Origin of the sequence: Shewanella sp. N2AIL (assembly GCF_022690845.1) — a bacterium.
Lineage (GTDB): Bacteria > Pseudomonadota > Gammaproteobacteria > Enterobacterales > Shewanellaceae > Shewanella > Shewanella baltica.
The window spans coordinates 57406-77002 of sequence record NZ_JALBYT010000013.1; the positions used below are offsets into that span (position 1 = coordinate 57406).

At 47.3% G+C, this 19597-nt stretch carries 20 protein-coding genes; 9 read left to right on the forward strand and 11 right to left on the reverse strand.

All coding sequences use genetic code 11. From position 1 onward, the window contains the following. Positions 1 to 10 precede the first annotated feature (10 nt). The gene (locus MO387_RS09770) at positions 11 to 358 is read left to right on the forward strand and encodes a hypothetical protein (RefSeq protein WP_006079655.1); all 348 of its coding nucleotides are present in this window, start codon (positions 11 to 13) and stop codon (positions 356 to 358) included. Between the two features lie 85 nt (positions 359 to 443). Here MO387_RS09770 and MO387_RS09775 read toward each other — a convergent pair whose 3' ends face one another. Then, positions 444 to 1919: a DUF4145 domain-containing protein gene (locus tag MO387_RS09775; RefSeq protein WP_107949834.1), complete on the reverse strand. Its 1476-nt coding sequence runs from the start codon at positions 1917 to 1919 to the stop codon at positions 444 to 446. Between the two features lie 33 nt (positions 1920 to 1952). Further along, on the reverse strand, positions 1953 to 2660 hold the full coding sequence (locus tag MO387_RS09780) for a hypothetical protein (protein WP_006084586.1): 708 nt from the start codon (positions 2658 to 2660) through the stop codon (positions 1953 to 1955). A 189-nt stretch (positions 2661 to 2849) separates the two neighbouring features. On the opposite strand from MO387_RS09780, the gene MO387_RS09785 reads away from it, so the two are divergent. Together MO387_RS09785 and MO387_RS09790 are read left to right on the forward strand one after the other, a co-directional pair. Next, the gene (locus MO387_RS09785) at positions 2850 to 3380 is read left to right on the forward strand and encodes a DUF2780 domain-containing protein (protein ID WP_107949836.1); all 531 of its coding nucleotides are present in this window, start codon (positions 2850 to 2852) and stop codon (positions 3378 to 3380) included. 101 nt (positions 3381 to 3481) lie between these two features. Then, positions 3482 to 3955 carry a TerB family tellurite resistance protein gene (locus MO387_RS09790; protein ID WP_011845463.1) on the forward strand — a complete coding sequence of 158 codons (474 nt, stop codon included), beginning with the start codon at positions 3482 to 3484 and terminating at the stop codon, positions 3953 to 3955. Between the two features lie 175 nt (positions 3956 to 4130). Here the strand turns inward: MO387_RS09790 and MO387_RS09795 are convergent, their stop codons facing one another. Further along, complete coding sequence (locus MO387_RS09795; protein WP_012586447.1) at positions 4131 to 4955, reverse strand: HDOD domain-containing protein; 825 nt, start codon at positions 4953 to 4955, stop codon at positions 4131 to 4133. A gap of 288 nt (positions 4956 to 5243) precedes the next feature. Continuing rightward, positions 5244 to 6506 carry an L-methionine/branched-chain amino acid transporter gene (yjeH, locus tag MO387_RS09800; protein ID WP_107949838.1) on the reverse strand — a complete coding sequence of 421 codons (1263 nt, stop codon included), beginning with the start codon at positions 6504 to 6506 and terminating at the stop codon, positions 5244 to 5246. Between the two features lie 251 nt (positions 6507 to 6757). Between yjeH and MO387_RS09805 the strand changes: the two genes are divergently transcribed. Further along, positions 6758 to 7189 (forward strand): Lrp/AsnC family transcriptional regulator, encoded by a 432-nt coding sequence (locus MO387_RS09805; RefSeq protein ID WP_006079646.1) that lies wholly within the window; start codon positions 6758 to 6760, stop codon positions 7187 to 7189. 280 nt (positions 7190 to 7469) lie between these two features. Here MO387_RS09805 and nrfD read toward each other — a convergent pair whose 3' ends face one another. The 4 genes from nrfD to MO387_RS09825 all read right to left on the reverse strand — a co-directional run bounded on the left by nrfD (position 7470) and on the right by MO387_RS09825 (position 10119). Then, the gene (gene nrfD, locus MO387_RS09810) at positions 7470 to 8411 is read right to left on the reverse strand and encodes a cytochrome c nitrite reductase subunit NrfD (protein ID WP_006079644.1); all 942 of its coding nucleotides are present in this window, start codon (positions 8409 to 8411) and stop codon (positions 7470 to 7472) included. Next, positions 8408 to 9094 (reverse strand): 4Fe-4S dicluster domain-containing protein, encoded by a 687-nt coding sequence (locus MO387_RS09815; RefSeq protein ID WP_242326227.1) that lies wholly within the window; start codon positions 9092 to 9094, stop codon positions 8408 to 8410. Before MO387_RS09815 ends, nrfD begins: the two co-directional genes overlap by 4 nt. A 9-nt stretch (positions 9095 to 9103) precedes the next feature. Beyond that, entirely contained in the window at positions 9104 to 9565 is a 462-nt protein-coding gene (locus MO387_RS09820) for a nitrite reductase (RefSeq protein ID WP_011845461.1), read from the reverse strand. A gap of 77 nt (positions 9566 to 9642) precedes the next feature. Beyond that, the gene (locus MO387_RS09825) at positions 9643 to 10119 is read right to left on the reverse strand and encodes a DUF2726 domain-containing protein (RefSeq protein WP_006079641.1); all 477 of its coding nucleotides are present in this window, start codon (positions 10117 to 10119) and stop codon (positions 9643 to 9645) included. A 409-nt stretch (positions 10120 to 10528) separates the two neighbouring features. Here MO387_RS09825 and MO387_RS09830 point away from each other — a divergent pair, with 409 nt between their 5' ends. From MO387_RS09830 to menE, 5 genes are all read left to right on the forward strand, one after another. After that, the gene (locus MO387_RS09830) at positions 10529 to 11497 is read left to right on the forward strand and encodes a LysR family transcriptional regulator (RefSeq protein ID WP_242326228.1); all 969 of its coding nucleotides are present in this window, start codon (positions 10529 to 10531) and stop codon (positions 11495 to 11497) included. 181 nt (positions 11498 to 11678) lie between these two features. Beyond that, positions 11679 to 13400, forward strand: coding sequence for a 2-succinyl-5-enolpyruvyl-6-hydroxy-3-cyclohexene-1-carboxylic-acid synthase (gene menD / locus MO387_RS09835; protein ID WP_242326229.1), 1722 nt, complete (start codon positions 11679 to 11681; stop codon positions 13398 to 13400). Continuing rightward, a complete protein-coding gene (gene menH, locus MO387_RS09840) occupies positions 13400 to 14194 on the forward strand; it encodes a 2-succinyl-6-hydroxy-2,4-cyclohexadiene-1-carboxylate synthase (protein ID WP_242326230.1) in 795 nt (264 codons plus the stop codon). Before menD ends, menH begins: the two co-directional genes overlap by 1 nt. A gap of 27 nt (positions 14195 to 14221) precedes the next feature. After that, positions 14222 to 15322 carry an o-succinylbenzoate synthase gene (menC, locus tag MO387_RS09845; RefSeq protein WP_242326231.1) on the forward strand — a complete coding sequence of 367 codons (1101 nt, stop codon included), beginning with the start codon at positions 14222 to 14224 and terminating at the stop codon, positions 15320 to 15322. 1 nt (position 15323) lies between these two features. Next, the gene (gene menE, locus MO387_RS09850; RefSeq protein ID WP_242326232.1) at positions 15324 to 16736 is read left to right on the forward strand and encodes an o-succinylbenzoate--CoA ligase; all 1413 of its coding nucleotides are present in this window, start codon (positions 15324 to 15326) and stop codon (positions 16734 to 16736) included. A 100-nt stretch (positions 16737 to 16836) separates the two neighbouring features. Here the strand turns inward: menE and rpoH are convergent, their stop codons facing one another. The 3 genes from rpoH to ftsE form a co-directional block, all read right to left on the reverse strand. Further along, complete coding sequence (gene rpoH, locus MO387_RS09855) at positions 16837 to 17694, reverse strand: RNA polymerase sigma factor RpoH (protein WP_006079635.1); 858 nt, start codon at positions 17692 to 17694, stop codon at positions 16837 to 16839. Between the two features lie 224 nt (positions 17695 to 17918). After that, a complete protein-coding gene (gene ftsX / locus MO387_RS09860) occupies positions 17919 to 18884 on the reverse strand; it encodes a permease-like cell division protein FtsX (RefSeq protein WP_107949848.1) in 966 nt (321 codons plus the stop codon). Then, positions 18881 to 19594: a cell division ATP-binding protein FtsE gene (gene ftsE, locus MO387_RS09865; protein ID WP_106649042.1), complete on the reverse strand. Its 714-nt coding sequence runs from the start codon at positions 19592 to 19594 to the stop codon at positions 18881 to 18883. Before ftsE ends, ftsX begins: the two co-directional genes overlap by 4 nt. Positions 19595 to 19597: the final 3 nt, after the last annotated feature.

The following is a 19597-nucleotide window of genomic DNA, read 5'->3' on the forward strand; positions in this document are numbered from 1 at the left end:
AGGAGTTCTTATGATTTATCAACAGTTCCAACAGAGCCCGCTGCAGACCCGAATTTCTGGCCCACGGGCTTGGTTAGCCATGGCAATTAGCGTTAGCCTTATCTGTTTATCGCTATTTTTATTGCCATTCGTGCTTTTATTTGGCGCCATTGCGCTCGGTTGTTTAGTCCTGTTTAGCCGTTTTTACATGGCGCGTCAGTTGGCTAAATTTAATCAGGCACAGGCAAACGCCAAGCAACACGCCCATGCTGCAGATGAGCCACAGAGCCAGGTTTATGGTTCAGAAACGATTGTTAGGGAATCCAATGCGACGCGCCATCAAGGGCGGACTTTTGAGCATAAAGAGGATGAACACTAGGGCGTGTTGACGTTTCGAGACTAAATTTTGTTCGCTCTGGCAAGCTAGTGATCGCGAAACGAGGAGTGAAGTGTCGTTATTCGACTCAAATGACGAGTAATGTCTGTGCGCGATTAAGGCTATGAATTTCTGCGGGATCTTGAGTTACTTTAAGTACATTTTTAATTTGTAATGCAAGAGAACGCCAAAGAGGCTCGATAATTTCGGCCTCTTTTTTATTGGCATGTTGTCGCGCCAACTTCAGCAAAGCAGCAGCTCCCACAACATCAATTCGCCCTAACATACCGTCGGCCAGTGCCATACTCAGCTCGATCATCGCAGGCACACTGTGACCGTATTTAATCACTTGGCGCAGATAATCCTCTGCCTGAGTCAAATCACTCCCAAAGGCATTATCGTCATTGAGCATATGCTGTGCCCGCGTCAGCATGGCATCGAGTTGCCCTTGCTCGGCAGCTTCAGCCATCCAATACTCGCTGGCAATCATATCTCGAGTACAACCCTCACCATTGGCGAGCATTAATGCCAAATGATACTGGGCGTGGGGATAACCCGCTTGTGCGGCTTTACTTATAAAATGATAGGCTTGGGTTATATTTTTTTGCTGATAATGCAGCACACCTAAGTTCGCCATCGCTTCGGTTTGCTCACCCTCCGCTGCGCGCTGTAAGTATTGCTGCGCTAACTTGCTATCGGGTTGAAACGACTCACTGCCGACAAGATAAAAATATCCCAATAACGCCATCGCATTAACGACACCCGCCTCGGCAGCCGTCGCAATAAGCTGCTCACCTTTCGCCACCTCTGGCACACCTTGATAACCGTGGATCAAGGCCACACCGTGCTCATGTAACGCTTCCATATGCCGAGGCGCCGCAAGGGCAAACCAATAGGCGGCACGGGCAAAACTGTCAGCGGCGCTAATGTGGGAAGTAAGAGGTGAAACGCCAGAAGATTCTGAATTAGAAGTAGCTTCAGCTGAATTGGCAAACTCTTGATCTTGTTGCAGCTCTTGCTCTTTCAGCATCAAGGCCTTGGTCTTAAAGGATATACCCACCAGATACTGAGCTTCGGCGTCATCTTCCATCACAGCGCGGTAGCATAAATCCTTCGCGGTCATGGCATCAGACGCTTCATAACGATAATCAGGTGCGGCTTGGCCTTTAACCTTGGGATACAAGTGTTCGACTAGCGCCAAAACATCTTTAATAGATTTTTGCGCCAGCGCGAGCAATTGCGCTTGAGTCAGGTGATATTTTTCAGGATGAGCGCCGCGGTTACCGTCGGCCCGCAATCGATGCAGCGCGCGAGTCGTCTTAACATCGATAACGCGCTGCTGATTTAGTTGCTCGATCCTATCGTACAGATTCGGACTCGAAAACGCGATTTGCTTATCTTGCCCCAGTAACTCGGTGAGCTTATGGGTAAAACTGCGAATGTGCAGTAGCGACTGAGTCGGCACATCCTGCACATAGCTTTTTGCCTTGAGGTAGTCATCACTCAAGGAGGCCGAAAAATCTTGGATAAACTCACTATCCTTAATGACCGTTTTCGTCCCCATGAGTGATTCCCTGCAGGCTGAATTGAGTTTGCGCTATTCGACGCTTGGTTTTTTCGACACCATATATAAGCGGAACAAAGCCACGTTAACGAATAAGCCAATGAAAGACATAAAGGTATCCGACAGCATTTGCAGCGGTAATCCGCCCATAGAGGCAGCACCTGACAGCAGATTACCCACCACTGAAAGTGGCAGATAGAGCATTAATAGTGCAATAGTTCTCAGCACGATAGGACCACTAAAGCTAAAACTGCCCTTGATGGCTTCCAGCGGTGTTAAACGCTCAACCACGACCATAAAGTTCACATAGGCCAAACGGGCGAAGAGATAGAAGCTAATAACCAAACCCACCAGCCACAAAGGACCGAAGGCGGCAAACAGCATCACTGGCGCTAAAATCGCTAAACCAGAAAACACCCCAGCTAATAATAGTGGTGGAACAAAAGGTAGACTTGCCTTCAGCACCATGCCCGCAGAAGGACTATGCCCTTGAGAGCGCAGTTCTAAAAACAGTGTCAGGGCGGCGATTAATACCGAAAAGGTGAGCAGTAACAGCATCATGGCGACCATGTGTGGTGCGCCAAACTGTGGATTTTCAAGATCGACTTTACTCATCTCTACGCCAAGCCACAACTGGATCCCTACTTGGATCAAAAGTAATGGAATCGTCAGCATAGCGAGTTGCGCCAGATGATTACGGAAGAAGTTATAGGCTTCTGACAAAATTGCGGACAGTGACATGCGACTTTCCAAATAATTGAAATGAATTAACACTTAGAATTGCGCTAAGGATACCGAAAATCCCGTAGCAATGCACAGCAGAAATCACCAGTGTGAATCGTAAATCACAGAAAACTACTGCAACAAAAGTTGCAAACCCGCTAAACTGTCCTGCGAACACATGCGCAAACCATCAAAGGACGCTTCCATATGAAACACACTCTTACCCTCTCTATCTTCCTCGGCACTTGTATTTTAGCAGCGCCAGCCAGTGCAGGATGGTTAGATAACTTGGCCGGAACTCAAGCCAAAACTGAAAAAGCGGCCACAACGGTGACAGCAACTCAGTCAAATGATTTGGTTGGCAGCGTCATGTCACAATTAGGTTTAAACCAAACTCAAGCCGAAGGTGGTTTAGGCAGTTTATTAGGCTTAGCGCAATCTAGCCTAGGGACAACCGACTATTCAAAACTGGCTGCCAGCATTCCTAATGCCGATAGCTTGTTAGCAGCAGCGCCTAAATTGGACTCAAAATCAGGCGTTTCTGGCTTGTTATCCAAAGCGGGGGATTTAGGTTCATCACTGCAAGGCAGTGCGATGGTGTTAGACGCCTTTGAAAAATTGGGCATTTCTAAAGATCTTGCGATGCCGATGATCAACATAGCTAAGTCTTACTTGGATACCAATGGCACTGAAGGCACCTCAGACTTACTGATGAAAGGTCTGAACTCGCTACTGTAATCCCGTTTTATCTCACCCTAAGCAATACACTGCTTAGGGTGAACTTTCGCCCCTCAATCGACTCTACCTTAATATTCCCTCCAACATGAGAACCGCCAAATATGATTGCGAAGTTAAGACGATTCTTTGAAGCACATACGCAAGCAGTCTCCCCTGAAGACAAGGCGCATCAACTTAAACTCGCCGCGGCGAGTATGTTACTTGAAGTGGTGTTTGCCGATGATACCTTAACGGCAGAGGAAGAAGCCTTATTGCCTAAGTTGCTGACAGATACGCTATCAATGTCAGAAGCTGACGCTAAGATACTGATTGATGAAGCCAAAAGCGTGCAAGGTAGCGCGACCTCACTGTTTGAATTTACCTCAGCCATTAACGCTGAATTTAGCCTAGCGCAAAAGCAGCAATTATTGCTCGCGATGTGGCAACTGGCCTATGCCGATGGACAGTTATCCCAATATGAAGACCAAATCATTCGTCGCACCGCTGATTTGCTGTACCTCAAACACAGCGAGTTAATTCAAATGCGCAATCTTGCCATCGCCGCCAATCGACATATAGATCAGGCGCCTCAGTGATTCAACGCTTGAATCAAAGTACTAATCGATTAATCCGCCGCATAAAAAAGCGTGAATGCGAAACGCTATCTCGTTTCACATTCACGCTATAGTCTTAAGACCTTATTGATATCGTCTTTGACTAAAAATGATTTGTCCTGCCGCGCGATTTACTTAAACCCAACTCACTTAAATCCTAAGCTAAGGCTTTACCGATTTCGAATCCTGAACCGCGTAACTCTGTCAACTTAGTCCGCAATCCACCCATCTCCATTCTTAATCCTTTCTTGGTGGCTAACTGGGATAACCAACTGGTTTTCTCATCATCCTCAATGGTATCCCACTCATCCAACACTTTGTAAGATAGGCATAATAATGCGGCAAGTTTTGAGAATGGGTCCGAATCCTTAGGATGATCTTGATATAAAATACCTTCCACCAAGGCTGTGGTGAATTTCCAATTTTTGGCCAGCAATGCGCCGATATCGGGTGAATCATATCCAAGCAACTCACGTTCAAACTCATGCTTATCTTTACCCTGCGCCACAGCTTCAGCAATTTTTGCCGCATCTTTAGGTGACACAGCCGCAATGAGCAAGTCGCCAATACGGTGCAAGATACCGCAGGTAAATGCTTCTTCAGGCATAGCACCACAACGTTTCGCCATTTCTTGGCTATAGAGGGCAATCTCAAAGGTTTGCCCCCAAAACTGGGCTAAGTCGATTCCTTCACACTTAGGAACTGCGCCAATTACGGCCGATGCAAGCACTAAAGTACGCAGGGTTTGCATCCCAAGACGCACCACGGCTTCGTCGATCGTACCCACCTCTCGACTGCGTCCATAGTGGGCACAGTTGGCAAGGCGTAATACCCTCGCGCTGATTAAGGGATCGTGCGCAACCTTAGTGGCAATACTTTTTACTGTCGCATTATCATCATTGACTGCGTCTAATAGTTCACTGATCGCCTTGGGTAACCTGGGTAATTCATCCACTCGATTGAGTAACGCAGCTGAATCCATTTTTATGCTCCTTCTGTATGAATGATCAAAATATAGAACACAAACTAGCGCCTCGCTCGCGAGATATAATTAAATATCAGTAATGTGCAATCCTTCTGCGACACCTATTACCGGCCATCAAACTTAAGGTTTACCCCTTTATTTCATTCAATTTAATCGCACTCAATCATATTCAGTTACGAAATCCACTCAGCCACACAAAAAAGCCCCGAACTCTAATAACCATAAAGAGTTCGGGGCCTTCTTAATTAACCCATCATTTTGATTTCGCCCCAGAGGAGCCGAATATTACTCAGGAATCGCTAAACCTTGTTTGCGGCTGATATGGGTCTTTTGCCACCACAGAAATGGCGCCACCACTAATATCAACACCAATACATAGGACATGCTCGCACCTAGGGCAAAACCTAATGCCAAGCAAAACGCACAACCCAGCGCTACTAGTGGCCAATTATGGCGCGGTAATAACTTAGCGGCCGCTAACATAGCCATCAAATAGATCACCACAAATACGCCGTTGCTCCATGCAATAAGGTGTTCTAACTCTTGTCCAGTAAGATAAGTCAGCACTATCACGCTCGCCATCACAGATAACAGTGCAGCCAGCGCGCGAATTGGTACGCCGTGGGCGTTCTTCACCGCAAAGAAGCGCGGCAAAATGCCTTCACAACTAAAGCTCCACACTAAACGTGCCGCACTGGCCGAATACACGTTCACGGTAGCTAATCCACTCGCAATCCCCAACACGCCAATCACTTGCGCGCCGTAACCACCGAGCAACTGATCAAACACGCCGATCATAGCGACGCTTTTATCCGTCGGCACTAACAGTAGTAATAGTGTACAAGCCACATAAATTACGCCCACCAACACAGTACCCATCATCATAGCGGGGATCATATCCTGCTGTGGACGGCGAAAATCATCGGCCAGATGGGTCATCGCTTCTATGCCCAAGAAACTCCAAAAGGCGATGCCTGCGGCAATCATCACGGTTGGCATTTCAGGCATACCATGGCTGGCGAGTGTTGTCAGATGACCAGGCTGAAAACTGCTTGCACCAAATAAGAGGACAACAACGGCCACTATGCACAGCGTTAAGCCAAATTGCAGCTTGGCCGACACTTGAATGCCTCTTAAATTAATCAGGAACAGGCCAAAAATCACTAATACTTCAACACTGACCTTGGACCAACCCGATATCGGCATTAAGGCATTCACAAACTGAAAGGTCATCAAAATCGCGGCGGGGGCGCCCATGGGCACAACCAGTAAAAAGATCAATCCAATTGTTCGACCAGCGGTGCGACCAAAGGCTTTTTCGACAAAGTAAGCGGGGCCAGCAGCATGGGGAAATACACTCGCTAAACGACCAAAAACCAGCGCCACAGGAATAATGGCTAAGGTAAGTAATATCCATGCGACTAGCGCGCCAGATTGCGCTTTCTCAATTGTCATCTGAGGCAAAATAAACACCCCAGTACCGAGCAAAGTGGTCGCCATTAGACCCGCACCTTGCCAACGACCTATAGTTCCGCTATTTGAATTCATCTGTTAATATTCTGTGGTATTTGAGCTGTCAGTATAGTGAGATTTTGCCCCACAATCTGCCGTTAATTTCAGTGTTCTCCACGTCCAATACCGGCAAAATCACGGCAAATAGCGTTATTTCCATCAAAATGACGGCCAGCTTAAGGAGTGGTGAAATTATAAGCTCAAATACTCAGTAAATTCTGTTGCCATTCAAACCAATGGCAAAATTGCACACAGATCCAATATAGCCATTTTCACTGGAGTCACCCTTGGATAAATTCGATACGGCCATCATTCATAGTTTGCGTCAGGATGCACGCCAGAGCGTGTCGAATATTGCCGAACAAGTGAACCTTTCCCGCAGCGCGGTAGCCGAGCGGATTAAAAAACTCGAACAGACTGGGGTGATCCGTGGCTATCAAGTGCTCTTGAGTGAGTCGCAAAAAGAAGGGGTGTCGGCTTACTTCGAAATCCAGCATCAATGTCCACGTTGCGCCGACGTAGTACACGTATTCCAAGCGATCCCCGAAGTGATCACTTGCCGTGGTATTTCCGGTGACATGGATTTGCTCGTGTACGTGCATGCGCCCTCGATGCGCCGCCTGCATGAGATCCGTGAATATATCGACACGCACACTGATATCATCAAGATCAAAACCCATGTGGTGATGAGTGAGTGGATTAATAATTTAGGCGAGTAAAGGAAAATCGAGTGGCCCCTAAAACAAGAAACGCCACCCTAAGGAATAGAGGTGGCGAGGCCCATTTGGAGGCAGGGCAAAATATTGAAGTGTAAAATATGGCATCCTTGCCCAGCGACCTCCCTGTTACACAACCAACCGCGACCAGACTTACCCCTTGAGAGCTCAGCCAGCGCCGCAAGGGCCTCATCTACAATGTTTTCCTTTGACATTGTTTCCGCGATCCGTCGATTTCCTTGATTCTTATCATCTTGTTCGTCTTAAATGAAGCGTTCGCACCTTAAGCGATCGTCATTTGTCCTGTGTACAGTATGAAGTTACGTAGCAATAACACCCCGATTAAGCTCAGGCAAGCCGTCCCTGCCACATAAGCCCATTTGCGTTTCGACGTCGTGGTCATAAACAGGTTCATCGCTAACGGGCCTGATAAACCAAGTCCGATAATCCCTACCCAGAAAATCCAGCCCCAGAAGCCATAACCTAAAGCATTAAAGGCGGCGATCTTACTCTGTCCTCCGGTGAGCAATAAGCCAACGAAGAAGGTAAACAGCAGCACAATCTCAACTAAGATCAGCGGGATTTCCACTTTGTGGATAAAGTGCACCTCTTTGTCATTCGGTTTGCCATTCATCAACACGCCACCGAGTAAAGAAGATGCCGCGCCGGAAGACAGCCCAGATGCCAAGAACAGTAAAGGCAGCACAGGATTTTTCAGCATGGGATAACCAGGTAACGCCGATAACAAGAAGCCGGTATAAGCGCCCAATGCTAAGGATAGAATCACCAGTAATCCCGTGATCGTCGCCTCAAACCGAGCTAGCAAAGCCGTCAGCTTAAGGACGATAGGGAAACGCGATTCACACCAAGCATCGACAGGTTTGCGGAAGGTTAACCCAATCCACATAAACATAAACACTTGGTAAATCAGCAGAATCAGTACGCCCATCGACATCACAGATTTAGGATTGTAAAACACCAAAATCTTCCAGAAATCGAGGGGTTTAGTTAAGTCTGCGACCAATATGCCTAAGCCCGCCATCACGGCGACTGGGGCGACAATACAGGCGGCTCGCACAAAGCCAGACTGATAGGCGTTTTGCTTCAAAACAAAATGTTTCAACAGTACGGCGAAGAACATAGCCCCTGCTGATACACCCGCCAAAAACAAGTAGATCGCAATCGGCCAATGCCAGACTAAGGTATCAAAATGTAGGGCACTCATAGTATCACCTCCCCGGATTTAGCCAGGATACGGAACAACTTAGGTCGCGTTCCGAGGGCGACTTTCGCACGTTGAGTTGGATTAGCGCGCAGCACTTGTACTAATTCAGACGTCGGATCTTTTAAATTACCGAACACTAACGCCTTAGTTGGACACGCCTCAACGCAGGCAGGCTGTTTTCCTTGAGCGAGATTCGTCTCACGGCAGAAATCACATTTATCCGCCGCGTGGGTGACTGGGTTAATAAAGCGAATTTTATAAGGGCAAGCCGCAATACAATATTGGCAGCCGACACATTTCCACGCATTGACTGACACTATGCCGGTTTCTTTATCAATAAAGGCAGCGCCCGTTGGGCAGACGTTGACACAAGGTGCGTCTTCACAATGCTGACAAGAGATACGGCTAAAGTGATAATACTCATTCGGATACTCACCGAACGGTCCAGTTTGTTCAATCCTGACCCGAGAAACCCCTTCTGGCACTTGATTGGTCTCACGACATGCCACTTCACATGCGCGGCAACCAATACACTTAGTTTCATCATGAATCATCGCATATTTAATATCTGACTCTGCTTTAGCACCTTCAGCGGCATTCACTGTGGCGAGCAGTGATGCGCCCGAAGCGCCAGCAAATAAGGCACATGTGCCTTTTAGAAATCTTCTTTTTGAATTTTCCATAACCTACCCCTACTGGCCACTATGGCAATTGCGGCACAGCTCACTGCGAACTTTTGGCGTCATATCCGCCATAGGTTCGGTTGGGCTATGTAATTTATGACAGGCGGCACAGGGCACTTTTTGTGCGTGCACATTATGCGTCCATTCGGTTTCGCCCAGTTTTCGCTGGGTATGGCACTTGTGACAAACGGCGAGCTGAGTATCAAGCTCCGAGCCATCTTTCATACCAAACACCACGATATCATTCGGCTTTTTAGGGTGGTCGCCTTTTTCGCCATGACAGGTTGAACAGGTCATTTTCATCGCATCTTGGCCGTGATGCCCTAACATTTGACCGTTACGTTTGTGGCACTTCATACAAGTCGTGTCACTGTTAATTTGAAGGGCCGACTCGGCACTTGTCGCACCAAAGCTTAAAAGCAATGCAATTGCACCCAAGCGAATCGACCACAGCCATTGTCTTTTGGACATAGGGAGTCCTCACATTTATTTTGGGAAGGGAGAAGAGGAGTGTCAGGGTTCGGAGTTACCCGAACCCGACGGTCGGATCAGACGGCTAACGCTTGCTTTAGGCTCTGTGTATCCCACTGTTTATGTTGGTTCATTTCAATAAAGTTGATATTGAACTTACTAAACAGCTTTTTCATTGGCGAGTTGTGTTCTTTGCCAAAATCACTGATCACCATTTTCACTTCAGATGAGTCATGATCTATTAACACATAGTCTAGTCGGCACTCGTGATTTAAATCAGCGTCATGCTGGTCCATTTCAAATACGGTGTCTAGCGGGACATTACAGCAAACATCGTATTTGCCTTCCACTACGGTTTTTAACGATTTAAAAAAGTTAAAACTTTGTTTATCGAACAGTACTGGTTTAAGTTTCATTTCATGATGCTCTGCCTCATCGGGGCCTGCTTTAAAAAACTTAATGCAGGTCATGACGAACATGACAAAAACAAATGGCACTGCTACAAACAGCACGAAATACATAAACGCATAGCTGAGAATGACTGAAGTATTCATAACGCCTCCAATAACCTATTTATTTTTTGTTATCTCTTTTAACGCAACTTTAGTATTAACGTGAAGCGTTTTATTTTTTTTGAACACGATCACATTTAACAATGGCAATTTAATAATAAACAACAAGTTAAGAATTCGATCTCATTACCATTTAGCGCAAATCTTGAATGTAAAAATAGATAATTGATAATCGCCAATGTGAAATTCAATTAAATGAATTTCACCTTTTAAAATTCCAAATTTATCTTTATCACATTTTGAAATATAAAAAACATTAAATCTAAAAACGACACTAGCAGACTGCGATATTATAGTTTTGAAGTTGAGATATGTTTCACATTAAATTTATTTAATGACGCCATAATTAATCGTTCTTTAAAGTATTTGCTCGATAAAAGGGATATAAAAAATGCACATTAGTAACATGGATGGCCTGGATATTCTGAGTTTGAAAATACTCGTTTCATTATATGAGAACAAGTCTGCAACTTATGTCTCTAAGGCTCTTGATATTCCGGCTCCTAAAATAAGTCGTAGCCTTAAAAATCTACGGGAAATTTTTGGTGATGAACTTTTCATTCGTCGTAAATACGGACTATTCCCCAATGAGTTTGCGACCCATTTATATCCAATCGCGAAAGAAGCCATTGAATGTACTGATAAGTTTCGTAAGGCCAGAGCCGCAAATGCTAACTTAGTGAAAACGCATATCGAGATTGCTGCTCCCGGCTTGATTGCTTACGCTTTTCCGAAAGCCTTAATGCAGGCCATTAAAGATGAACAGAAGCTGATGCACATTAATATCACCCCTTGGTCTATGCATACGACCCAAGACATTATTAACGGTGATACTACTCTGGGCATTTGCTGCAATAAAAGCACGGCTGATGTGGCCGCCTTTGGCGATAAACTCCTGACGACCACTCTGCAAAGCATGGATAAGGTTTACCTTCTTGCGAGCCGTAATCATCCGATTTTCAAACGGGAAATCACTTTAGAGACGATTGCAGAATATCCCTATGTGAATACCGACCTCGGTAATCCCAGTTCTAAGCTCAGTCCTTACCAAGAGTTTTGTCTGAAGAGCAACATTAAACTCAATACTGAAATTACCATTACTAGTATTTCAAGTTTGTTTGAATACCTAGGTGAAAGTCAGGCACTGTCGTTATTACCCTATCGCGTGGTTTACGAGATGGTAAGTGATGTGGCTGAACTGCACACATGCCAGCTGTCGCAACTCGAAGCCGAACGTTTATATGCTCACGCCGAAGCGCCAACCATTTTCTTAGTGCAAAAAAATCAGCCAAACAAAGTGAATGATGATTTAGTGTGGCTAAGTGGACAGATTAAAAAGATTGTTGACCATATTATTTAGCCCAAAGCAGCTTGCACAACCCATAGACTAGCCACTGTACAGAGGTGATAGGCATCCCTTGCCTTAGCTTAGGCTCCACCTCAGCCCCCATACAAACCCGCCGAGAATTGTTAAGCCAAGCATACATCTTGGGGCATAAACACGTTACACTAAGCCCATCTTTATCCTAATAGATTCAGCTATGCGGACCGAAAATACAGCCACTCTTAATCTTATTTGGGGCGCCCTTATTCTTGAGGAGTTAGCACGTCTTGGCGTGCAACATGTGTGTATGGCACCGGGCTCGCGCTCGACGCCGTTAACCCTCGCCGCCGCCCAGCAAACTAAACTCCAGCGTCACCTGCATTTCGACGAACGTGGACTCGGCTTTATGGCCTTAGGTCTGGCAAAAGCCAGCCGCGCACCGGTCGCTATCATTACCACCTCGGGCACCGCAGTCGCTAACTTGTATCCTGCGATTGTTGAAGCTTGGCTAACCCACGTGCCTTTGATCGTCTTAAGCGGCGATCGTCCACCCGAATTACTCGGCTGCGGCGCCAATCAAGCCATAGTCCAACCGGGGATTTTTGCGAATTACGCCACCCAAGTTAATTTGCCAACGCCAGATGCGCATATCGCACCGCAGGCGTTGCTCACCACAGTGGATGAAGCGGTGGCGAATCAAACTCGTCCAGTGCACATCAACTGCATGTACCGTGAGCCCCTGTATCCGAGTGAACTCGGTGGCGCGATTCTCGATGCCGAATCGCCTTACCTCAAACCACTGCAAACCTGGCTGCAGCTCGCCCGCCCGTATACCCAATATGGCAAGAGCAAGCAGCTGAGCAGCCCCAGTGACGATGCCATCATGCGGTTCGTCCACGGTAAAGGCGTGATCGTTGTCGGTACACTCACACCCGAGCAAGATCCACAGCAGCTTATCGCGTTATCGCAAAAAATTGGCTGGCCTTTGCTTACTGATGCCCAGTCGCAACTGCGCCAACATCCCGCGGCAATAGGTAACATCGACCAACTGCTGCAACATCCAAGGGCACGCAATCTATTACAAGAAGCGGATCGCGTACTCGTGTTCGGCGGGCGTTTATTGTCAAAACGCGTCATCAGTTATCTCGCCGAGCAGAATTGGCACAGCTACTGGCAAGTGTTACCCGAGCAAGACAGGCTAGATCCGAGTCACAATGCGAAGCACATTTGGCATGCTAATGCAGAGCAGTTTGCGGCCTTGAACTGGTATCGTTCATCCTCAGCGAACTGGGCGAATACCTTAATCACCTATAACGATGAATTGCATAACTTATTTGTGCGTAATATCGATCAAGGGGAATTTGGTGAAGCGCAGGTGATACGCGCTATCGCCAACACTCGTCCCTTAGAACAGCAGCTTTTTATCGGCAACAGCCTGCCTGTACGTTTGTACGACATGTATGCCCCTGTCAGTTGCTGCACAGCGACCACTTATACCAACCGTGGCGCCTCGGGTATTGACGGCTTGCTCGCCACCGCCTGCGGCATTGCGGCCCACAAAGGCAAAGCCACCAGTTTGATCATCGGTGATTTATCGCAACTGCACGATCTTAACTCGCTGGCCATCGCCAAAGGCTTAACGAGCCCGCTGGTGATCGTGATCCTCAATAACGATGGCGGCAATATCTTTAACTTATTGCCGGTTCCCAATGAACAAGTCCGCAGTGATTATTATCGACTCAGCCATGGCTTAGAATTTGGCTACGCCGCAGCCATGTTTAATCTGCCCTATAATCAAGTGGATAATTTAGCCGATTTTCAAGATAGTTATAATGAAGCGCTGGATTTTCAGGGGGCTTCGATCATTGAAGTCAATGTGAGCCAAAACCAAACCAGCGACCAAATCGCCGCGCTCAACCTTTGGGTGAAACAAAGCTAATGCCAACCATGGCCCGTTACGGCGATCCTTCACTACCGACCTTAGTGCTACTACATGGCTTTTTAGGCACTAAGGCCGACTGGTTGCCGTTAATGCCTGCGCTAAGCCAGCACTTTCATTGTATTTGTTTGGATCTGCCGGGCCATGGAGATAATCAAGCTGAAGGGTCGACTGAGGCTAAGCTCGATTTTGATTTTTGCGTCGAAAACATAGTGACGCGGCTCGATAGCCTTAATCCAAGTCCCGAACCGTTTCATCTCTACGGTTATTCCTTAGGCGGGCGTATTGCCTTGCACCTTGCAAAAGCCTATCCGCAGCGCTTGTTAAGTCTGAACCTCGAATCCTGCCACCCAGGGCTGGTAGACCCGCAAGAAAAAACGGCCAGAACCAAGAATGATGCCCAGTGGGCCGAGCGTTTATTGCATCTGGCTAGCAAAGATTTTTTAAACTTGTGGTATCAGCAGCCCGTGTTTGCCGACATGACTGCGGCCAAACGTAAAGCCTTAATCGAGCAGAGATCTGCCGTCTTAGATCAGCATCCCAAACAGCTGCTTAAAGAGGTATTCTTAGCCACTTCACTTGCACGCCAAGCATCGATGTGGGATGTGCCTTCACAACTTGCCTGTGAATGCCATTTCTTTGCGGGTAGCCAAGATGCCAAGTTTCACGCCCTCGCCCAAGAGTGGCAATTACACGCGCCTATTCTCGTCCACAGTATTAGCGGCGCCGGACACAACATACACCAAGCAGCTCCCGAGGCATTAATCGCAACAATAGTTAAGCTGCTTGGGTAAATAACAGAATTAAAATGTAGGAAATATATGATCTTAACTTCGCTTAACCTGTATCAATATCGACTACCGCTCGATGTATTATTGCCCGTAGGCAAGCAACGCATCGACCACAGGGCTGGATTAGTATTGCAAGCCTGCGCCAGCGCTAATGTTGGTGGCGAATACAGACAAGTCGAAGTTGAAATCGCCCCACTATCTGGCATAGATGTCGATGAACAAGTCTTAGTGGGATTTAGCCGCGAAACACTGGCTCAAGTGCAAACGGCGTTAACTGAGTTATTACCCCAACTCGGCGGTCAGCATATCGATACCCTGCTGGATTACGCCGAGCAAAGTACTTACCCTTCCTTGGCCTTTGGTTTAAGTCTGTTGCATGCCAAGTTAATGGGTAAGCTCGACGCTATCCGCCCACAAACTGCCACAGTCCCTTTGATTTATCATCCAACGGATGCGGGCAAGGACTTGCTCGATAACAAGATTGCGGCGCTCGGCATGCATGTTCATTCGGTGAAAGTTAAAGTCGCGCAGACCTCAATCGAAGACGAACTGAGCCTGATTTATGGCATTTTACGCACCCGCCCCCATCTCAAGCTACGTTTAGACGCAAACCGAGGGTTTACACTGGAACAAGCCATCGAATTTGCCGCTTGTTTGCCCCTAGACACCATCGAATACATAGAGGAACCTTGCCAGAATCCACAGGATAATCTGGAATTTTATCAAGCGATTGGTATGCCCTACGCCCTCGATGAATCACTTAACGATCCCGATTATCAGTTTGCGATGCAAAATGGCCTGACTGCGCTCGTCATCAAACCTATGCTGCTCGGCAGTATTGAAAAGCTAGCTAATTTAATCGATACGGCGCAAAGCTATGGCGTGCGTTGCATTATCAGTTCGAGTCTTGAAAGCAGTTTAGGCATTAGCGATCTGGCCCATTTAGCCGCGATTCTCACGCCCGATGAAATCCCAGGACTCGATACCCTCAGCGCCTTTAGCCAAGATTTAGTCGTGTCATCGGGTAAAAAACACTGCCTCACACTCGCCCAACTTGAACCCATTGCACAACACGCCATTGATTCAACGCCGCAAAGTGATGTTGGCGTAGCCAAGCGTGAGGGAAACTAGTTTGTCTGACACCCGCCTATCGAAGTCGCTAACACTGTCACCCGTGCACCGAGCTGCACTGGCGTTTCCACAGCAGACGGCCATCAAGTTGGCGGGACAAGACATTCGTTACTCTGAGCTTAGTCAACGCGTTATCGCACTGGGTCAGCAGCTAAGAGCAGCAGGCATCGCAGAGGGTGAGCCACTCGCCTGTATTGCAGTGAATAATCTCCAGATGATTTGCCTCTATTGGGCCTGCATCGATATCGGGGCGATCTTTTTTCCTATCTCACCCCGTTTTCCTCTCGCGCAGATCCAAGGTTTAATCGATGAACATCAGATCCGCTATGTTTGGCGTGCTGAGATTTCTGATCTGCAGAATTGCAGCCAATTAGCCTTAGATTTTAATCGCCGCAGCAACGAGCTTGCTCAGCCTGTCGATGTTACCCGACCCGCCAATGTGATTTTAACGTCGGGTTCTAGCGGTTTTCCAAAAGCGGCGGTCCATTGCTTAGCCAACCATATTGCTAATGCCGAAGGCGCCCGCAGCTTAATCGCGCTCGAACAAGGTGATGCTTGGCTGCTCTCCTTGCCATTATTCCATATTGGCGGTCTAGCGATATTGAACCGCTGTGCCTTAGTCGGTGCCACTGTTGTTATGCCAGACCAAGCGCTAAGTCTGAGTCAGCAAATTGACCAAGATAAGCTAACCCACCTCTCTCTGGTGCCTGCACAACTAAGTAAATTACTGGCCGATACAAGTAGTAAGCTTAAAAGTATCAAAGCCCTATTGCTGGGCGGCGGCGCAGTCTCGCTAGACTTACTCGCCGAGCTTAAGCAACGCAATATCGCCAGCTATACGAGTTACGGCATGACAGAAATGGGCTCGCAGATCACCACAGGTCACGCTTTAAGCGACGGCAGCAGTGGCAAACTACTCCCCAAACGTGAGCTCAAAATCGAAGACGGTGTAATTTGGGTGCGCGGTGAATGCCTGTTTATGGGCTATCTCACCGCGGATGGAATACAAAAGTGCGTTGAACAAGACGGCTGGTTTTATACTAAAGACAGGGGCGAATGGGACGAAAATGGCAATCTACACATCCTTGGTCGCGTCGATAACATGTTCATTTGTGGCGGCGAAAATATCCAACCAGAAGAAATCGAAGCCGCGCTTAAACAGCACCCACAAATAGATGATGCTATCGTTTTCGCCATCCCCGATGCACAATTTGGCAATCTCCCCGCCGCTATCCTTCGCGGCAGTTTAACTCATCACACAGAGTCGATTGCCAATGAACTCGAATTGTTCCTCGCCGAAAAAATCGCCCGCTTCAAACGCCCAAGACAATATTATGTATGGCCAGAAAATCATGAGCAGGCAGGGCTGAAAGTAAATAGAAAAGCCTTGATAGCTAATCTTGTTAAACACTGATTTATCATCAACGTCATCAAGCCAAATTTCACCCATAAAAAAACCTGCCGTAGCAGGTTTTTTTATGGCTAAATCACTGTCACCTTAAACGTGATGCGACTTAGGCTTCCATGCAAGCTTTCAGCTTGTTCATGGCATTTTTCTCAAGTTGGCGAATACGTTCAGCCGACACTTGATAAGTCTCTGCAAGTTCTTGCAGTGTGGTTTTATCGTCATCTAACCAACGGGCGCGCAGAATATGCTGGCTGCGTTCGTCTAAGGTTTTGATGGCCGATAATAAACGACCTTGGGCATTCGATTCCCAGTTGTCGTTTTCAATGTTTTCCGCTAAATCCGATGAATGATCTTCCAAATAATGGACTGGGGCAAAATCATGCTCCTCGTCTTGATCATTGGTTAAATCAAATGCCGGATCTTGCGCAGCCATACGTGATTCCATTTCGGTCACATCGGCCTTAGACACACCTAAATTTTCAGCCACCATAGTGACTTCTGCATCGCTGAACCAACCTAAGCGTTTTTTCGCTTTACGGATGTTAAAGAACAACTTACGTTGTGCTTTAGTGGTCGCGACTTTAACTATGCGCCAGTTTTTAAGCACATATTCATGAATTTCAGCTTTGATCCAGTGCACAGCAAAAGACACTAGACGCACGCCAACATCGGGATCGAAGCGTTTAACCGCTTTCATCAAGCCTATGTTGCCTTCTTGGATCAGGTCTGCCTGTGGCAAACCATAGCCTGAATAGCCTTTAGCAACGTGCACTACAAAACGTAAGTGCGACATAATCAGTTGCTTCGCAGCTTGTAGATCACCAGTTTCCTGTAAACGCTTGGCCAACTCATACTCAGCCTCAGCGTCCAGCATGCTGATGCTAGTCACTGAATGGATATAAGCTTCTAGACTACTGGCGCCCTGTGGGACTGTCAGTGCCATTGATTGCGTTTGAAAGGTCATTCGCTCTCCTACATTTATCAGACTACTTACGAGTGCATTCTAAGGTTCAATAACAAAATACCCTAAGAATAAGCTCACGAACTATCGGCTAATTGACAGAGTATGTCAACCTCAGCTCGTTTGCGGATACCCTTTTTACCTCGCTGAAGTAGACATTGCAAGTGAACAAAAGTTCATTCCTCAGCATTTTTTTCATCACTTTTTTTAGTTTAATCGACTGATTATTATGAAGGTTCAATCGACCGTAAATGCTGGCGTACAGACAAATACGAACCTAACCAACCTAAAAATGACGCCAGTCCAACCAATTGCAGCAGTTCAGTAAAAGTGAGCGATTTCATCTCGAGCTGACTGCCATATAAGCCCAACAGCTCGGCAAGAGCCGAATCGAGATACCACACTAATAAGTTAATGATCAGCCAAGCCAATATGCCGCCAATCACACCATACCAAATCCCAGTGTAGAGGAATGGACGCTGAATAAAGGCTTCGGTTGCCCCAACAAGCTTCATCACTTCGATTTCGCTGCGTCGATTCATAATCGCTAAGCGAATCGTATTGCCTATCACTAAGACCACAGCCAGCACGAGTAATGCGGCAATCGCCATCACAGTGCGTTCGAGTAGGCGCACTACTGCCTGTAACCGCTCTAGCCATTCGATATCTAAACGGCCAAAGCTAATCTCAGGCTCGCGCTCTAGCTTAGTTAACAGTTCACGGGCGCCCACTGGCGTTGAGTAACGCGGTGTCGGCGTGACCGTAATGACCGCTGGCAAAGGGTTTTTATCTAAATAGGCCAAGGCCTCACCAAAACCAGATAAGCGTTGAAACTCTTCTAGGGCTTGGTTTTTATCTATGTACTGCACTTTATCCACTTCGGAATAAGTCCGAATCCGTGTCAGCAGGCTCTGAATGGTTTGATCGCTACGATTGTCTTCGATAAACAAAGAGATCTCCGCTGCGCTGTTCCACGAGCTGGTAATGGTCTCAGCGTTTTTCACTAACACTTGCAATGCCGCAGGCAAACTCAGGCTCACACCCAATACCGCCATCGTCATCACGGAAGACACTGGGTTGCGCCAGAGTTCTCCCATACTCGCCATCGCTTGCTGTGCGTGACGAATAAAGAACATCACAATCCGCCCAGACAGAGGTAACTTACTGCGGGTTAATTTAGCGCTGTCGCTCATTGCCCTTCACCTCTATTGGTCGGTACGCGCGTATGCACACTAGGATGCAGCTCCTGTGCGCCCAACATACGACCCTGTTTGAGGGTGAAAGTGCGATATTTCATCCGCGCGATTAAGCCTAAATCATGGGTCGCGATTAACACGCTGGTTCCTGCATCGTTGAAGGTTTCAAACAGACGCAAAATATCCATCGATAATTTAGGATCTAAGTTACCCGTTGGTTCATCGGCGAGCAGTAAGGGCGGCTTGTTGACAATTGCGCGGGCAATGCCGACGCGTTGCTGTTCACCGCCAGACAACATAATCGGGTTATGGCGTTCTTTACCATATAAACCCACCATGTCGAGGGCGCCGGCCACTCGCTTACGGATTTCACCGTGGGAGAAACCTTCAATCACCAGCGGCAAGGCCACATTGTCGAACACGCTTCGGTCCATCAATAGGTGATGGTTTTGGAAAATCATGCCGATATTGCGACGCAAATAAGGCACATGCTTAGGGCTGACTTTGGCGATGTCGTGGCCATTGATGGCGACACGACCGGTCGTCGCCCGCTCGATAACCGTGATTAATTTCAACAGCGTACTTTTACCCGCACCTGAGTGGCCGGTTAAAAATGCCATTTCACCTTGTTGAAGATGAAAATTCACATCTTCCAGCGCCATTTGGCCGCCAGGATAAATCTTACTGACCTGCTGAAAATCAATCATAAA

What these genes read in the sequence shown, in the direction of transcription:
- ftsX (WP_107949848.1), bottom strand. Translation starts at nt 18,884, where the DNA reads ATGAGCGACAGCGCTAAATTAACCCGCAGTAAGTTACCTCTGTCTGGG.
- MO387_RS09820 (WP_011845461.1), bottom strand. Translation starts at nt 9,565, where the DNA reads ATGTCCAAAAGACAATGGCTGTGGTCGATTCGCTTGGGTGCAATTGCA.
- MO387_RS09825 (WP_006079641.1), bottom strand. Translation starts at nt 10,119, where the DNA reads ATGAATACTTCAGTCATTCTCAGCTATGCGTTTATGTATTTCGTGCTG.
- ftsE (WP_106649042.1), bottom strand. Translation starts at nt 19,594, where the DNA reads ATGATTGATTTTCAGCAGGTCAGTAAGATTTATCCTGGCGGCCAAATG.
- MO387_RS09795 (WP_012586447.1), bottom strand. Translation starts at nt 4,955, where the DNA reads ATGGATTCAGCTGCGTTACTCAATCGAGTGGATGAATTACCCAGGTTA.
- menD (WP_242326229.1), top strand. Translation starts at nt 11,679, where the DNA reads ATGCGGACCGAAAATACAGCCACTCTTAATCTTATTTGGGGCGCCCTT.
- MO387_RS09775 (WP_107949834.1), bottom strand. Translation starts at nt 1,919, where the DNA reads ATGGGGACGAAAACGGTCATTAAGGATAGTGAGTTTATCCAAGATTTT.
- yjeH (WP_107949838.1), bottom strand. Translation starts at nt 6,506, where the DNA reads ATGAATTCAAATAGCGGAACTATAGGTCGTTGGCAAGGTGCGGGTCTA.
- rpoH (WP_006079635.1), bottom strand. Translation starts at nt 17,694, where the DNA reads ATGACCTTTCAAACGCAATCAATGGCACTGACAGTCCCACAGGGCGCC.
- MO387_RS09790 (WP_011845463.1), top strand. Translation starts at nt 3,482, where the DNA reads ATGATTGCGAAGTTAAGACGATTCTTTGAAGCACATACGCAAGCAGTC.
- menC (WP_242326231.1), top strand. Translation starts at nt 14,222, where the DNA reads ATGATCTTAACTTCGCTTAACCTGTATCAATATCGACTACCGCTCGAT.
- MO387_RS09770 (WP_006079655.1), top strand. Translation starts at nt 11, where the DNA reads ATGATTTATCAACAGTTCCAACAGAGCCCGCTGCAGACCCGAATTTCT.
- MO387_RS09780 (WP_006084586.1), bottom strand. Translation starts at nt 2,660, where the DNA reads ATGTCACTGTCCGCAATTTTGTCAGAAGCCTATAACTTCTTCCGTAAT.
- nrfD (WP_006079644.1), bottom strand. Translation starts at nt 8,411, where the DNA reads ATGAGTGCCCTACATTTTGATACCTTAGTCTGGCATTGGCCGATTGCG.
- MO387_RS09785 (WP_107949836.1), top strand. Translation starts at nt 2,850, where the DNA reads ATGAAACACACTCTTACCCTCTCTATCTTCCTCGGCACTTGTATTTTA.
- MO387_RS09815 (WP_242326227.1), bottom strand. Translation starts at nt 9,094, where the DNA reads ATGGAAAATTCAAAAAGAAGATTTCTAAAAGGCACATGTGCCTTATTT.
- menH (WP_242326230.1), top strand. Translation starts at nt 13,400, where the DNA reads ATGCCAACCATGGCCCGTTACGGCGATCCTTCACTACCGACCTTAGTG.
- MO387_RS09830 (WP_242326228.1), top strand. Translation starts at nt 10,529, where the DNA reads ATGCACATTAGTAACATGGATGGCCTGGATATTCTGAGTTTGAAAATA.